Genomic DNA, 14,515 nt, shown 5'->3' with positions numbered 1-14,515 from the left:
CCAGAAATCAGCGCACGGGCAAAAAGTTGAACAGCATCAAACCCTGTGCATAGTTGATGCCGATACGCCGGGAGTTCTCACCCAGCAGATTTGCGATCAGATCGAGGCGGCCGATGATGGCGCCGAATTCTCGCTCGAAACTGAGATTGACGATCTCATCGCTTTTCTCGTTGGCCAGCAGCAGCAACTGCCCCTGACCGTCGCGGCGCGTGGCAAGCATCCAAGCCGCCGCCTCGACGTTGCGCGCGGCGTTGTAGACGCGCCCGCCATCCAGGATATCAGCGGCGTAAAACCGCACCTTGCCATTGTGAGCCGCAATGATCGTATCGGCCAGTCCATAGATGAAAGCGCGCGCGCGATCACCCTGGTAAGCCGGATCCAACGACACCGCAAGGATCTGGATATCGCGCAATGACGCCAGGTCCGAAGGCGGCACACCGCTTTCGATATCCTGCTTCAACACGCGTACGGCCGCGTCGCGGCTGGCGGCGCCGGACTTGTGCCATTCGCGCGGATTACGCCGGTAAAGCTTGTCGGCGAGCACATACAGGCTCGTCAGATTGTCGCGCAGCGCGATGCTGACGGTACGATTGAAATCGGTCTGGCCCAACTGATCCGCCGACATCGCCTCGGTCCGAGGGCCGCGGCCATCGACGGGTGCCACGCGATCGCCCACAGGCGTCATACAGCCGCCTGCAGTGAGGCAAAGCAACATCAGGGTGGCGAGGCGTCTCACAGCCGCTGCGCTCCTCGGTTTGAACTCGATGCGCGAAACTGTACCGCACAACGGCGTGGCAACCCGGACTGCACATTGTTCGCACAAACGAAAAAACGGCGCCCGAAGGCGCCGTTTTCAGCATTGCAAAAGGTCTGCTTAGACGTTCTGCGGTGCTGGAGCGTCGGTCGCGGGTGCATCGGCAGCAGGCGCCGCGTCAGCCGGAGCGGCCGCGGGTTGCTGCGCTTCGATACCGCCGATCGCCTTGATCGACAGGCGCAGACGGCCCTTGTCGTCGGCTTCGATGATCTTCACGCGAACGTGTTGACCCACCTTCAGCACATCGTTGATGTTCGCGATGCGGTAGTTGGCGATTTCGGAGATGTGCAGCAGACCGTCACGGCCCGGCAGCACTTGCACGATGGCACCGAAGTCCAGCAGACGCAGCACGGCGCCTTCATAGACCTGACCCACTTCCACGTCGGCGGTGAGCTCGACGATACGGCGCTTGGCATCTTCGGCGCGGTCGAGATCGACGCTGGAGATGACGATGGTGCCGTCGTCGCCGATATCGATCTGCGTACCGGTTTCTTCGGTCAACGCACGAATCGTGGCGCCGCCCTTGCCGATCACGTCACGGATTTTTTCCGGATTGATCTTGACCGTGATCATGCGCGGTGCGAAGGCCGACAATTCGGTGCGCGTGCCGTCGAGCGATTCGCGCATCTTGCTCAAGATGTGCAGACGGCCTTCGCGCGCTTGCGCCAGTGCCACCTGCATGATTTCCTTCGTGATGCCCTGGATCTTGATGTCCATCTGCAGTGCGGTGATGCCGTTGTCGGTACCCGCAACCTTGAAGTCCATGTCGCCCAGGTGATCTTCGTCACCCAGAATGTCGGTCAGCACGGCAAACTTGCCGTCGTCCAGGATCAGGCCCATGGCCACACCGGCCACGTGATCCTTGATGGGCACGCCGGCGTCCATCATGGCCAGCGAACCGCCGCACACCGATGCCATCGACGAGGAGCCGTTGGATTCGGTGATTTCCGACACGAGGCGAATCGTGTATTGGAAATCAGCAGGTTCGGGCAGCAGCTTGATCAGCGAACGCTTGGCCAGACGGCCGTGACCGATTTCGCGACGCTTCGGCACACCGATGCGGCCCGTTTCGCCGGTGGCAAACGGAGGCATGTTGTAGTGCAGCATGAAGCGGTCGCGGTACTCGCCCATCAACGCATCGATGATTTGCTCGTCTTGCTTGGTGCCCAGCGTGGCGATGACCAGCGCCTGGGTTTCGCCACGCGTGAACAAGGCGCTGCCGTGCGCGCGGGGCAACACGCCCAGACGCACGCTGATCGGACGCACCGTGCGGGTGTCGCGACCGTCGATACGGGGCTCGCCGCTCAGGATCTGACCGCGCACGATCTTGGCTTCCAGATCGAACAGGATGTTTTCGATTTCGACGTTGTCGACCTTGGCACCGGTTGCAGCAGCCTGCTCGGCCGCAGCAGCCTTGACCTGTGCGTACACTTCACGCAGCTTGGTCGTACGGGCTTGCTTTTCGCGAATCTGGTAGGCGGCGTTCAGGCCTTCTTGCGCGGTCGAGGTGACCGTGGCGATCAGCGGCTCGTTCTTGGCCGCGGCTTGCCACGTCCATTCCGGCTTGCCGGCTTCACGCACCAATTCGTGGATCGTGTTGATCGCGGTCTGCATTTGTTCGTGACCGAACACCACGCCGCCCAACATGATTTCTTCCGACAGTTGATCGGCTTCCGATTCGACCATCAGCACGGCCGTTTCGGTACCGGCCACAACCAGATCCATCTTCGAGGTCTTCAACTTCGAAGCCACGGGATTCAGCACGTACTGACCGTCGATGTAGCCCACGCGCGCGGCACCGATGGGGCCATTGAACGGGATACCCGAGATGGCCAGCGCTGCCGAGGCGCCGATCATTGCGGCGATATCGGGGTCGATTTCAGGGTTGACCGACAACACGTGCAAGACGACTTGCACTTCGTTGTAGAAGCCTTCCGGGAACAGCGGGCGCAGCGGACGGTCGATCAGACGCGACGTCAGCGTTTCTTTTTCGGACGGCTTGCCTTCGCGCTTGAAGAATCCACCGGGGATGCGGCCAGCAGCGTAGGTCTTTTCGATGTAGTCGACGGTCAGCGGGAAGAAGTCCTGACCGGGTTTTGCTTCTTTGCGAGCCACAACGGTGGCCAGCACAACGGTGTCTTCGATCGAAACCAACACCGCGCCGGAGGCTTGGCGTGCGATTTCGCCGGTTTCGAGCACGACGGTGTGTTCGCCGTACTGAAACGATTTGGTCACTTTATTGAACATGACGAATGATCCTTACAAATGAAAAACCGTGGCCGGCGCGACGAATATCGCACCGACCACGGTTGTGTCATGGGGTTGAGACCCCGCCGATCACTTGCGCAGACCGAGTTTTTCGATCAGAGCGCGGTACGAATCGGGGTTGCGGCCCTTGAGGTAATCCAGCAATTTGCGGCGACGGCTGACCATGCGCAGCAGACCGCGGCGCGAATGGTGATCCTTCATGTGAGCTTTGAAGTGACCCGTCAATTCATTGATGCGGGCGGTGAGCAGAGCCACCTGAACTTCGGGGGAACCGGTATCGCCTTGCGCGCGTTGGAATTGCGTGACGATATCGGCTTTATTGATGTCAGCTACGGACATTGTATTGACCTCTTCGGACAGGCGTCAGGGCCGAGGTGCCCAGACGTGAGTTTCAGGAATAAAATCGATGCGAACCCAGAAAGCGCGCATCCAATGCATGCACACGCAGTCGAGTGCATCAGCGAGTATAGCGTAAATCGGGATATTGGGCGGATATTCTGCCCAGGTCACCCCCCACTGAAGGCGGCACGCTGTGAAAACGACGGCCGGCTTTGCGGAGACGCAACATGATAATCCCCTTCCTGCCCCCGCCCATCCAATACCGCACCGCCCTGCGCCAAGGCGCCAGACTGGCGAGCGTGGCAGCCGTGGCGACCTTGCTGGCCGCCTGCGCGCTTCCCAACGTGCCGCCCGGCGCCAGCGTGGCCGAGGCGCAGGCCGCCTACGGCAAGCCCAAGATGACCTGCCCCATCGCCGGTGGCGGTGAGCGCCTGATCTGGTCTCAACAACCCATGGGGCAATACGCGTGGGCGACGAACGTGGGTCCCGATGGCCGCACCGATGGCGTCAAACCGATTCTGGTCGACAGCCACTTCGAAGTGCTGCGCGAAGGGGTGTGGACGCCGGATCGGGTGCGCTGCGAGTTCGGCCCGCCCGCCGAGATCGACGCCGTCGGCTTGCCGAGTGTGCGCCAAGTGGTATGGGCCTATCGCTATCGGCAATTCAACAGCTGGAACTCGCTGATGTATGTATATATGGGTCCCAACGGCGACCAGGTCACCCGCTTCCATCCGGGGCCCGACCCGCTCTGGGACGATCGCAGCGACTGGAGCAACAACTGAAAGCATCCGTTTGGCGGGAGGCGCTATCGATGAACACCGCGCCTTCGTCAAAACAACGCACGAATAAAAAACAGCGCCAAAAGGCGCTGTTTTTCTGAGCATCAACTTGTGCGGCGGCGGCCGTCCACCAGCTTGCGGGCGCGATTCCAGCGCCACAGCCAGACCACCCAGCCCGACAAGCCGTAGATCACGAACAGGGCGAACAGCACCACCGGGGGATCGCTGGAGACGAATACGAATACCGCCACCACCAGCAGCAGCACCCAGAACGGCACGCTGCGGCCAAGCGCAAAGCTCTTGCCGCTGTAGAACGGCGCGTTGGTCACCATGGCGATACCCGCATACATGGTGATGGCGAAACCCGTCCAGGCCAGGAAGCCGTATTGCAGATTGAGCTTGTTGTCGACCGCCAGCCAGACGAAACCGGCAATGAGCGCGGCCGCCGATGGGCTGGGCAGCCCCTGGAAAAACCGCTTGTCCACCACGGCGATGTTGGTATTGAAGCGCGCGAGGCGCAACGCGGCGCCCGCCACATAGACGAATGCCGCCAGCCAGCCCCAGCGTCCCAGATCGTTGAGCACCCACACATACATCACCAATGCGGGTGCCACACCGAACGACACCATGTCGGACAAGGAATCGTATTGTTCGCCGAAAGCGGACTGGGTATTGGTCAGCCGCGCCACGCGCCCGTCCATCCCGTCGAGCACCATGGCCGCGAAAATCGCGATCGCGGCGGCTTCGAATCGGCCGTTGATGGCCTGCACGACGGCATAGAAGCCGGCGAACAACGCGGCGGTCGTAAAGGCGTTGGGCAGCAGATAGATGCTGCGGCGCCGCAGTTCGGGATCACGCAAAGGGGTTTGGGCCATGGCTGAGTATTAGCGGTAATTGCGGGGACTTTATCACGGAGGCCAAGCAAAACGGCATGTCCCGTCCGCCGAGACATGCCGTTCTTTCGAAGCCCGCGGCGCCGCCCTCTCGCCGCGCAAAGCGGCGGGGAGCGACTGCCCGCGATCAGTTCTTCGTTTTGTCGACCAACTTGTTGGCCGCGATCCAGGGCATCATGGCGCGCAGCTTGCCGCCAACCTGTTCGATCTGCGACTCGGCGTTGATACGGCGACGCGAGGTCAGGGTCGGGGCGCCGGCCGCGCTTTCCAGAATGAACTTCTTGGCATACTCGCCGGTCTGGATGTTGGCCAGGCACTCGCGCATGGCTTTGCGCGTTTCGTCGGTGACGATGCGCGGACCCGTTTCGTACTCGCCGAATTCGGCGTTGTTCGAAATCGAGTAGTTCATGTTGGCGATACCGCCTTCATAGATCAGGTCGACGATCAGCTTGAGTTCGTGCAGGCATTCGAAGTACGCCATTTCGGGCGCGTAGCCGGCTTCCACCAGCGTTTCGAAACCGGCCTTGATCAGTTCGACGGTACCGCCGCACAACACGGCCTGCTCGCCGAACAAGTCGGTTTCGGTTTCTTCGCGGAAATTGGTTTCGATGATGCCGGCGCGGCCGCTACCGATGGCGCAAGCGTACGACAGACCGATATCGCGGGCCGAACCCGACTTGTCTTGATGCACGGCCACCAGAGCCGGCACGCCGCCGCCCTGCGAGTACGTCCCGCGCACGGTGTGACCCGGCGCCTTCGGGGCGACCATGATGACGTCGATATCTTCGCGCGGCACGACCTGGCCGTAATGCACGTTGAAACCGTGGGCGAAGGCCAGCGCGGCGCCGGCCTTGATGTTGTTGTGCACTTCGCTCTTGTAGACCTGGGCGATGTTTTCGTCCGGCAACAGGATCATGACCAGATCGGCGCCCTTGACGGCTTCGGCCACTTCCTTGACCTGCAGGCCGGCATTGGCCGCCTTGCTCCACGACGCGCCATCCTTGCGCAGACCGACCACCACGTTCACACCCGACTCATGCAGGTTCAGGGCATGGGCGTGACCTTGCGAGCCGTAACCGATGATGGCGACGGTTTTACCCTTGACGAGGGAGAGGTCGCAGTCTTTGTCGTAGAAAACCTTCATTGTCTTGCTCCAGAATAATTTGATAGATGCTTCAAAACAGGGACGGCGCGGCGCACCGTAACCGGCGGGCCGGCCTATGGGTTACAGCTTTAGGACGCGTTCGCCACGACCGATGCCCGACACGCCAGTGCGGACCGTTTCCAGGATGGCGCTGCGATCGAGCGCCTCGAGAAATGCCTGAATCTTTTCCTGCACGCCGGTGAGTTCCACCGTATAGGTCTTGTCGGTGACGTCGATGATGCGGCCGCGAAAGATCTCGGCCATGCGCTTCATTTCATCGCGCTCCTTGCCGACGGCACGCACTTTTACGAGCATCAGTTCGCGCTCGATATGCGGGCCTTCGGTCAGATCGACCACTTTCACCACGTCCACGAGACGGTTCAGGTGCTTGGTGATCTGTTCGATCACTTCGTCCGATCCGGTCGTCACGATGGTCATGCGCGACAAGGTGGCGTCCTCGGTGGGTGCCACGGTCAGGGTTTCGATGTTGTAGCCACGTGCGGAAAACAAACCGACGACGCGGGACAGCGCACCGGGCTCGTTTTCGAGCAGCACGGAAATCACGTGTTTCATGGTTGCTTCCTTACAGATCTTCCGAACCGAGCAACATCTCGGTCAACCCGCGGCCGGCCTTGACCATCGGCCAGACGTTTTCGGTCCGGTCGGTGATGAAGTCCATGAATACCAGTCGGTCCTTGTGCTTGAACGCTTCGCGCAGCGCCGGCTCCACGTCGGCCGGTTTCTCGATGCGCATGCCCATGTGCCCATAGGCTTCGGCGACCTTCACGAAGTCGGGCAGCGAATCCATGTACGACTCGGAATAGCGCGAGCCGTAATCGATCTGTTGCCACTGGCGCACCATGCCCAGGAAACGGTTGTTCAAACAGACGATCTTCGGCGTCAACCCATACTGCTTGCAGGTCGACAGTTCCTGGATGTTCATCTGAATCGAGGCTTCGCCGGTCACGCAGGCCACATCGTGGCCCGGGTTGGCCATCTGCACGCCCATGGCGTACGGCAATCCCACGCCCATCGTGCCCAGACCGCCGGAATTGATCCAACGGCGGGGTTTATCGAAGCGGTAGTACTGCGCGGCCCACATCTGATGTTGGCCGACGTCCGAGGTCACGAACGCGTTGCCGCCCGTGATTTCGCACAGCTTCTCGACCACGTATTGCGGCTTGATGACTTCGTCGGAATTGGCGTAGACCAGGCACTGCTTGCCGCGCCAGGTTTCCACCTGCTCCCACCATTTGTCGATCGGCGCCGGCTTGGTCGTCTCGGCAGCCACCTGATACTGGGCGATCAGTTCCTGCAACACATCCTTCACATTGCCCACGATCGGCACGTCCACGCGTACGCGCTTGGAAATGGACGACGGGTCGATGTCGATATGGATGATCTTGCGGGCGTTCTGGGCGAAATGCTTCGTATTGCCGATCACGCGATCGTCGAAACGCGCGCCGATGGCCAACAGCACATCGCAGTGCTGCATGGCCATATTGGCTTCATACGTGCCGTGCATGCCGGGCATACCCACGAACTGACGCTCGCTGGCCGCAAACGCGCCCAGGCCCATCAGCGTATTGGTGCACGGCGCGCCGAGCTGCTTGACCAGCGTGGTCAGTTCTTCCGAGGCGTTGGACAGAATCACACCGCCGCCCGAGTAGATCATCGGCCGCTCGGCGGCCAACAGCATCTGCACGGCTTTCTTGATCTGCCCTTGGTGTCCCTTGTTCACGGGCGCATAGGAGCGCATCGTGATTTCGCCCTTCGGCAGCGCGTATTTCGCCGGCGTGAGCGTGATGTCCTTGGGGATATCCACCAGCACGGGGCCGGGGCGACCGGTGCGCGCAATGTAGAACGCGCGGCGGATCGTATCGGCCAGATCCTTGACGTCGCGCACCAGGAAGTTGTGCTTCACGCAGGGCCGGGTGATCCCCACCGTGTCGCATTCCTGGAAGGCGTCTTCGCCGATCGCCGCCGTAGGCACCTGGCCGCTGATGATCACCATCGGAATGGAGTCCATATAGGCGGTGGCAATACCCGTCACGGCATTCGTCACGCCAGGTCCGCTCGTTACGATGCAGACACCGACCTTATTGGACGAGCGCGAATAGGCATCCGCGGCGTGCACGGCAGCTTGCTCGTGGCGCACCAGGATATGCTGGAATTTGTCTTGCTTGAAGATTGCGTCGTAGATATAGAGCACTGCGCCGCCGGGATAGCCGAAAACGTGTTCAACGCCTTCTTCAGCCAGACAACGCACGACGATATCGGCGCCATTGAGTTCCATGATCAGTCTTTCCTTTCAGTACCGGCTCCACCCTCCCGATCGTCGTGCCGAAAACGGCAGCAAACTGAACTTGAACCGGCACCAGCAACATGATCCAGCGCTTGATGACTCACGGAGTCATGCCACCTGGACACCTTGCCGACCCGGCACGCATTCGTCGAGAACGTAGCGCGAGCGTCCCTTAAGGGTGGAACGCCGGAGGTCGAAATGGAAGCTTTGGCAACACACGCTTGTGGCGCGGCCAACAGCAAGTAAGTATGCCGAACGCAAGGAGAAGGATGGTTCTCACTCATGCTGGCATCGCGCCGGCCACAGATTGGCGGGACCGGCGACAAGATGGCGACTTTACCCGGTTGCCGAGCGCCGCGCAAATGTCATGCACGTTTGCATACGATTAGTGTCGCGTCCGTGCACCGTTTTGGCACCGGAATCCCTATACTGTGAGCTCTGTGACGCGAGCCTGGCCTCGAGTGGATATGGAACTGCGCATCGCCAGCCTTCGGAATTTTTTCTACAGCCATTATTTTTTCGGTGGCGTGCGCCAAGGCGTGGGCATGTTGCTGCCGGTGCTGGTGCTCGGCGGCATTTTCGGCGAATACGCGATCGGCCTGATCGCCACCTTCGGCGCGCAGTGCGTGGCCATCATCGACCAGCCTGGCGGCCCCCAGCGCCACCGCACCAACGAGATGCTGGGCGGTGCCACCTTGGGCGTCCTCACCGTCATCATCACCGGCCTGGCGTCCACATATCCCCTGCTCACCTGGATCGTGGTGGTGGTGCAGTGCTTCATCTTTTCCATGTTTTCAGTGTTCGGCAAACGCGGCGGGCTGATCGGCTTCGCCGGCCTGCTGCTGATGACGCTCACCATGCACACCCCGCTCTCGCCCAACGAAGTGTGGCTGCATGCCACCTGCACGCTGGGCGGTGCGCTGTTCTATCTGGCGTTCAGCAACCTCTTCAGCCGCCTGCTGTGGCTGCGCGAGGAACGCCAATCCATGTCGCTGGCGCTGCAGGCCACGGCCGATTACGTGAGCGCGCGGGCCGCGTTCTACGACGAAACGGTCGATCTGGACGATGCCTACCGCACCCTCATCGCCCGCCAATCGGCCGTTACTGAAAAGCACCAGAGCGCGCGCGACATGGTGCTGCGGGCGCTACCACGCGGCAAAGGCTGGGGCGACCGGCACCGCGTGGCGATCTGGAATATGTTCGTCGACATGCTGTCCTTATTGGACACGCTGGTGGCCACGCACACGGATTACGGCATGCTGCGCCGTGAGCTTGCCGGTAACGACATCCTGCTCTTCATGCGCGACGCCCTGACCAAGATGGCGATCGAGCTCGAACGGCAGGCGCTGGCCGTGTCGCAAGGCAAGCCCGTGATTCGCCGGTCCAGCACCAAAGCCGAACTGCGCGCGATCGAGTACGAGATCGAGCAGCTCAAGAAAGGCGGACTGGGCGAACGCGATCCCGAAACGCTTGCGCTCATCATCCAGATCCTGCGCCGCATGCGTACGGCCGCGCGCACCATCGAGCGCCTGTCGGATCACACCGCGGCCTCCCCCGACGCCAAGCCCACGCAAACGCTGCGCATCGGCAAGTCGCTCACGCGATTCCTGTCGCGGCAAGAGTTTCGGTTTGGAATGCTCACCAGCAACCTGCGCCTGGATTCGCCCCACTTCCGCTATGCCATCCGGGTGATGCTGGCCGCTGCCGTGGCCATGACGCTCACCGGCCGCTGGCTCACACCCGAGTACTCCGCGCACAACTACTGGGTGATGCTCACGATCATCATCATCATGAAGCCCGGCTTTGCCCTCACCCGGCAGCGCAACGTGTGGCGTTTGATGGGCACGTTGATCGGCTGCGCCTTGGCGCTGGGTTTGTTTACGATCACCACGCAGCCCGGGGTGCTGTTCCTGGCGCTGCTCTTTGCCTGCGTAATCGGCAATAGCCTGGTGCAGATCAACTACATGGGCAGTGCGATCTGCAATACGCTCTTCGTGGTATTGGTGTTTCACTTCGTCTCGCCCGCCACCGTGTCGCTGGAAGTGATCGGCGAACGCGCGCTGGATACGGTGATCGGCTGCGTGCTCGCGCTGCTGTGCAGCTACGTGCTGCCCTGGTGGGAGTCGGCCTTCACCGCGCCGCTCGCCCGCGCGGCCATGGCCGCCAACCGCGATTACCTGCAAGCCGGGCTGCGGTACGTGAAGGCAATGCAAGCGCAAAGCAATCCGGAAGGCGCCGCCGCCACCGGCGAAACGGCTCCCAGCGTGGTCGAAGCCGATCTGCAGTGGCGCCTGGCGCGCAAGAACGTGCACATTGCGTTCAGCAACTTCGCCGAGGCCTTTTACCGGATGATGAGCGAGCCGAAGTCGCACCAGCTCAACGTGCCCGAAATCAATAACCTGCTGATCCAGAACCATATTCTGGCGTCTCAAATTACCGCAGCCGTACCGATGCTGGCCGGCCTGCACGAGATCCCGCCCAATATGCGCCAAACGCTGGAAGGCGTGTCGGCCGCGCTCGACCCGCAGGCGAGCGGTGCACCACCGCTCCCCACGTCGATCGAAAACGAGGGCGATCTTGCGGCGCTGTCTTATCCGGTCAAACAGATCGTGAAAGCCGCGACGATGATCAGGCAGGAAATGGCCGGCTTTGCCGAGCCCACCGTGCCGGAGCCCAAGGCGGCGGGCGTGGCGGGTGCCGTAGCGGGTGCAACGGCCGGAGCAAGTGCCGGCGGGGTGGCAGCGAGTGCAGCGACCGGTGAGACAGCCGCCAGCGCAGACACATCGATCAGTGAAAATGCAGCCTCTGCTGAGGCCGCCGAGGCTGAAACGCAAGCGGCAGTGGAAGAAAGTGCCGCGGCGGCTGCGGCAGGTGCGGCAGCGGCAAAAACGATGTGAGTGGCTTCTGACCACGCGCGGTGCCAATAATTGGCGCGCCGCGCGTTATCGGTGTGGGCCCTTCGGTGACGCCTCAGCCCGCCGAGGGCGTGTTGGCGTTGCCGCTCACCGTCGCCACGATCAGCGCCACCTGAGCCGCAATCGCGGGCGGCACCGGCTGCTCTCCATCCAGCACGGCACGGATAAAGGCGGCCGTGGCTGCCGCGTCCACCGCCTCGCCCAATGGCGCCGCAGCCTTAGGGCCTTCCCCTTCCGGCATCACCACGTGCGACTGCCCTGCCGCAAGATGCTCGACCTGGCGCGGCAACGTGGTATCCGCCACCGCCTCACCTTCGGTGCCGCGGCTGATCACTACGCCGGGCGCCTCAGGCACGTCGACGTTATTGAAATAATCGACGAGCACGTCCCTATAGGCTTGATGGGTGTAGTTCACCCAGCGCAGGGCTGGCGTCGTAAAGGGTTGGATCAACTTCGCCAACGTGTGCGCGCTGTTACGCACGCCCAGCGGCTCATTCAATGCCAATTGACGGCCCAATGCCGGCGACAGCGTATCGATGGGCGTAAAGGCGACGCCGGTATCGCGCAGCGCGGCTTCGATTGCCGGCACATCGTTGCACAGCGCCTGACCGAGCGCGGCAAACACATGCGCAGAGGTCACGCGCGTGCCCATGTCCAGATAACCATGCACCAACACGGGCACACCTTTGCGTGCCAGCAGATGCGCCAGCAGCGGCAGCAAATTGGCCTGCTTGCGCGCGCCGTTATAGCTGGCCAGGACGATCGGCGTCTTGCCTTCAGGCGCCCGCACGCGCTGCAGCCGAGCCTGCACCGCTGCCATCATTCCGCTCAGCTCAGCCGGCTCTTCACTCTTGATCCGATAACAGAGCAGCACCGCGCCCAGTTCGAGATCGCTCACCCGGCCGTCCAGAATGGCCGCGTAGAGCGTATGGGCCTCGTCGGTGGATAAGCCGCGCGAGCCGCGCGCACCGCGGCCGATCGTCTTGATGTACGACGCGCAGGGAAACGGCGAGGTGTCAGCCGTCGCCGTCATCGTGCCGGCAGGTATAGCAACGGAAGCGACGCCGCCGCCCGTGTTTACCGGTGTGCCGGAGCCGCGCATGCGATCGGAAGTATTCATCGTGGTGGCCTCCAGGCGCCAGGGTTGTCGGGATCGGGCCGTTTGATCGGACCGTTCGATCGCGGCCGCCTCATGCAGCCGTTTCATGCAGCCGCTTGATGCAGCCGTTCAGTTGCAGCGTCATCGAGTATCGTGCCACCCCCCTCGGGCGGCGACACGCGTCGTTCAGATCAGTCCTGCTTGCGGCGAAACACCAGCGAATCCGGCGTCGACGCCTTAGCATCGTATCGGTAGCCTTCCTTATCGAAACCCTGCAGACCTTCGGGTATGGTGACGCCGTTTTCAATGGCGTAGCGCGCCATCAGACCCCGCGCCCGCTTGGCGTAAAAACTGATGATCTTGTACGCGCCGGCCTTGTGCTCTTGAAACACGCATTGCACCACGCGGGCCTTGAGCACCTTCTTGTTCACCGACTTGAAATACTCTTCCGACGCCAGATTGATCACCACGGGATCGGCGTCCTTCTTTTGACGATCGTTGAGGTATTGCGCAATGGTGTCGCCCCAGAACGCATAGAGATTGGCGCCCGCATCGGTTTTCAGTCGCGTGCCCATTTCAAGACGGTAGGGCTGCATCAAGTCCAGCGGACGCAACACCCCATACAGGCCGCTCAAAATGGCCACATGCTGCTGGGCCCAATCGAGTTGCTTGGCCGACAGGCTGGGTGCCTCGAGCCCTTCATACACATCGCCATTGAAGGCCAACACCGCTTGCCGCGCGTTTTCGGGCGTAAACGTAGGCGTCCATTCGGCGTAGCGCTGCGCGTTGAGCTCTGACAACGCCTCGCTCAAATCCATCAGCTTGCCGATGTCCTTGGCGGACTTGGTCTTGAGCACATCGATCAACTGCTCGGCCCGCTCCACAAAAAGCGGCTGCGTATGCTTTTTGATATGCAGCGGCGAGTCGTAATCGAGTTTCTTGGCCGGCGAAAGCAACAACAACATGAACGAGTGTCCTGAAAAAATTACGCGGCTAGGTTGGCGATGCCAATCGAACTGCGCGTTGAATACGCTGGTGGCAGGCCACTGATGGATAGCGGCCTGCCAAGATTTTGTTGAGGGCTGCCCGTCTTGAACCAGGAGCAGCCGGTTGCACAAGGCTGACGACCCATTACGGGACAACGCTGCATTTAACGCGCGGTCCAGCCGCCGTCTACCGAAATCGATGTACCCGTAATCTGGTCGGCGGCGCCGGAGCACAAGAATACCGCCGTACCGCCCAGTTGCTCGGGCGTCGTGAACTGTAGCGACGGCTGCTTCTCGCTCAGCAACGCACGTGCGGCGGTTTCCTGATCCACGCCATCGCGCGCAGCGTTGGCCGAGATCTGCTTTTCGACCAGCGCCGTACGCACCCAGCCCGGGCAAATCGCGTTGGCGGTGATGCCCAAGCCGGCGGTTTCCAGTCCCGTCACTTTCGTGAAGCCCATCACGCCGTGCTTGGCCGCCACGTAGGCCGACTTATTGGCCGAACCCACCAGCCCATGCGCCGAAGCAATATTGATGATGCGCCCCCACTGCTGCTTTTTCATGTGCGGCAGTGCGGCTGCCGTGCCGTGAAACACCGCCGACAGGTTGAGCGCAATGATGGCATCCCATTTTTCGGTGGGGAATTCCTCGATCAGCGCGGTGTGCTGAATGCCGGCGTTATTGACCAGGATATCAATGCGGCCCAGTGCCTCGACCGTGCCATCGACGAGCCCGCGCACCGCGTCACCCGAAGACAAGTCAGCGCCGTCATAACGCACCGTGACGCCATGGCGCTGCGCCATATCGGCGCGCACGCGCTCGATTTCCGCAGCCTCGCCAAACCCGTTGAGCACGACGTGCGCACCTTGCGCCGCGAGGGCTTCGGCGATCCCTAAGCCGATCCCACTGGTGGAACCGGTGACGACAGCGACTTTTCCTTTCAACATGCGGGTCTCCATAAGCGATGCCACGA

General features: G+C 61.7%; 12 protein-coding genes. 2 read left to right on the top strand and 10 right to left on the bottom strand.

Annotated features, from left to right (window positions below):
* Nucleotides 1-7: 7 nt before the first annotated feature.
* The 3 genes from EYW45_RS08720 to rpsO form a co-directional block, all read right to left on the bottom strand.
* Nucleotides 8-685, bottom strand: a complete 678-nt coding sequence (locus EYW45_RS08720; RefSeq protein WP_235938973.1) for a hypothetical protein — start codon at nucleotides 683-685, stop codon at nucleotides 8-10.
* 189 nt (nucleotides 686-874) lie between these two features.
* Complete coding sequence (pnp, locus tag EYW45_RS08715; RefSeq protein WP_161134974.1) at nucleotides 875-3,061, bottom strand: polyribonucleotide nucleotidyltransferase; 2,187 nt, start codon at nucleotides 3,059-3,061, stop codon at nucleotides 875-877.
* Between the two features lie 90 nt (nucleotides 3,062-3,151).
* Nucleotides 3,152-3,421 (bottom strand): 30S ribosomal protein S15, encoded by a 270-nt coding sequence (gene rpsO, locus EYW45_RS08710; protein ID WP_161134973.1) that lies wholly within the window; start codon nucleotides 3,419-3,421, stop codon nucleotides 3,152-3,154.
* 227 nt (nucleotides 3,422-3,648) lie between these two features.
* On the opposite strand from rpsO, the gene EYW45_RS08705 reads away from it, so the two are divergent.
* Nucleotides 3,649-4,203 carry a hypothetical protein gene (locus EYW45_RS08705; protein ID WP_235938972.1) on the top strand — a complete coding sequence of 185 codons (555 nt, stop codon included), beginning with the start codon at nucleotides 3,649-3,651 and terminating at the stop codon, nucleotides 4,201-4,203.
* A 101-nt stretch (nucleotides 4,204-4,304) separates the two neighbouring features.
* Here the strand turns inward: EYW45_RS08705 and pssA are convergent, their stop codons facing one another.
* From pssA to EYW45_RS08685, 4 genes are all read right to left on the bottom strand, one after another.
* Complete coding sequence (gene pssA / locus EYW45_RS08700; protein ID WP_161134972.1) at nucleotides 4,305-5,075, bottom strand: CDP-diacylglycerol--serine O-phosphatidyltransferase; 771 nt, start codon at nucleotides 5,073-5,075, stop codon at nucleotides 4,305-4,307.
* A 145-nt stretch (nucleotides 5,076-5,220) separates the two neighbouring features.
* Nucleotides 5,221-6,237 carry a ketol-acid reductoisomerase gene (gene ilvC, locus EYW45_RS08695; RefSeq protein ID WP_161134971.1) on the bottom strand — a complete coding sequence of 339 codons (1,017 nt, stop codon included), beginning with the start codon at nucleotides 6,235-6,237 and terminating at the stop codon, nucleotides 5,221-5,223.
* 81 nt (nucleotides 6,238-6,318) lie between these two features.
* Complete coding sequence (gene ilvN / locus EYW45_RS08690) at nucleotides 6,319-6,810, bottom strand: acetolactate synthase small subunit (protein WP_161134970.1); 492 nt, start codon at nucleotides 6,808-6,810, stop codon at nucleotides 6,319-6,321.
* 10 nt (nucleotides 6,811-6,820) lie between these two features.
* Nucleotides 6,821-8,533 carry an acetolactate synthase 3 catalytic subunit gene (locus EYW45_RS08685; protein ID WP_161134969.1) on the bottom strand — a complete coding sequence of 571 codons (1,713 nt, stop codon included), beginning with the start codon at nucleotides 8,531-8,533 and terminating at the stop codon, nucleotides 6,821-6,823.
* A gap of 476 nt (nucleotides 8,534-9,009) precedes the next feature.
* Between EYW45_RS08685 and EYW45_RS08680 the strand changes: the two genes are divergently transcribed.
* Entirely contained in the window at nucleotides 9,010-11,439 is a 2,430-nt protein-coding gene (locus EYW45_RS08680; protein ID WP_161134968.1) for an FUSC family protein, read from the top strand.
* Nucleotides 11,440-11,512: 73 nt separating this feature from the next.
* On the opposite strand, the gene ybiB is transcribed toward EYW45_RS08680, so the two are convergent.
* The 3 genes from ybiB to EYW45_RS08665 all read right to left on the bottom strand — a co-directional run bounded on the left by ybiB (nucleotide 11,513) and on the right by EYW45_RS08665 (nucleotide 14,489).
* Entirely contained in the window at nucleotides 11,513-12,577 is a 1,065-nt protein-coding gene (gene ybiB / locus EYW45_RS08675; protein WP_328703606.1) for a DNA-binding protein YbiB, read from the bottom strand.
* A gap of 170 nt (nucleotides 12,578-12,747) precedes the next feature.
* Nucleotides 12,748-13,521, bottom strand: a complete 774-nt coding sequence (gene yaaA / locus EYW45_RS08670; RefSeq protein WP_161134967.1) for a peroxide stress protein YaaA — start codon at nucleotides 13,519-13,521, stop codon at nucleotides 12,748-12,750.
* A gap of 185 nt (nucleotides 13,522-13,706) precedes the next feature.
* Complete coding sequence (locus EYW45_RS08665; protein WP_161134966.1) at nucleotides 13,707-14,489, bottom strand: 3-hydroxybutyrate dehydrogenase; 783 nt, start codon at nucleotides 14,487-14,489, stop codon at nucleotides 13,707-13,709.
* Nucleotides 14,490-14,515: the final 26 nt, after the last annotated feature.

Origin of the sequence: Schauerella aestuarii (assembly GCF_009866805.1) — a bacterium.
In the GTDB taxonomy this organism is placed as follows: Bacteria; Pseudomonadota; Gammaproteobacteria; order Burkholderiales; family Burkholderiaceae_B; genus Schauerella; species Schauerella aestuarii.
Note: the sequence above shows the minus strand (reverse complement) of the source record. Positions and strands in the feature narration are given on the sequence as shown.

Bases quoted from the DNA above. Each gene is read 5' to 3' on its own strand.
- EYW45_RS08720 (WP_235938973.1), bottom strand. From the start codon at position 685: ATGACGCCTGTGGGCGATCGCGTGGCACCCGTCGATGGCCGCGGCCCT.
- pnp (WP_161134974.1), bottom strand. From the start codon at position 3,061: ATGTTCAATAAAGTGACCAAATCGTTTCAGTACGGCGAACACACCGTC.
- rpsO (WP_161134973.1), bottom strand. From the start codon at position 3,421: ATGTCCGTAGCTGACATCAATAAAGCCGATATCGTCACGCAATTCCAA.
- EYW45_RS08705 (WP_235938972.1), top strand. From the start codon at position 3,649: ATGATAATCCCCTTCCTGCCCCCGCCCATCCAATACCGCACCGCCCTG.
- pssA (WP_161134972.1), bottom strand. From the start codon at position 5,075: ATGGCCCAAACCCCTTTGCGTGATCCCGAACTGCGGCGCCGCAGCATC.
- ilvC (WP_161134971.1), bottom strand. From the start codon at position 6,237: ATGAAGGTTTTCTACGACAAAGACTGCGACCTCTCCCTCGTCAAGGGT.
- ilvN (WP_161134970.1), bottom strand. From the start codon at position 6,810: ATGAAACACGTGATTTCCGTGCTGCTCGAAAACGAGCCCGGTGCGCTG.
- EYW45_RS08685 (WP_161134969.1), bottom strand. From the start codon at position 8,533: ATGGAACTCAATGGCGCCGATATCGTCGTGCGTTGTCTGGCTGAAGAA.
- EYW45_RS08680 (WP_161134968.1), top strand. From the start codon at position 9,010: ATGGAACTGCGCATCGCCAGCCTTCGGAATTTTTTCTACAGCCATTAT.
- ybiB (WP_328703606.1), bottom strand. From the start codon at position 12,577: ATGAATACTTCCGATCGCATGCGCGGCTCCGGCACACCGGTAAACACG.
- yaaA (WP_161134967.1), bottom strand. From the start codon at position 13,521: ATGTTGTTGTTGCTTTCGCCGGCCAAGAAACTCGATTACGACTCGCCG.
- EYW45_RS08665 (WP_161134966.1), bottom strand. From the start codon at position 14,489: ATGTTGAAAGGAAAAGTCGCTGTCGTCACCGGTTCCACCAGTGGGATC.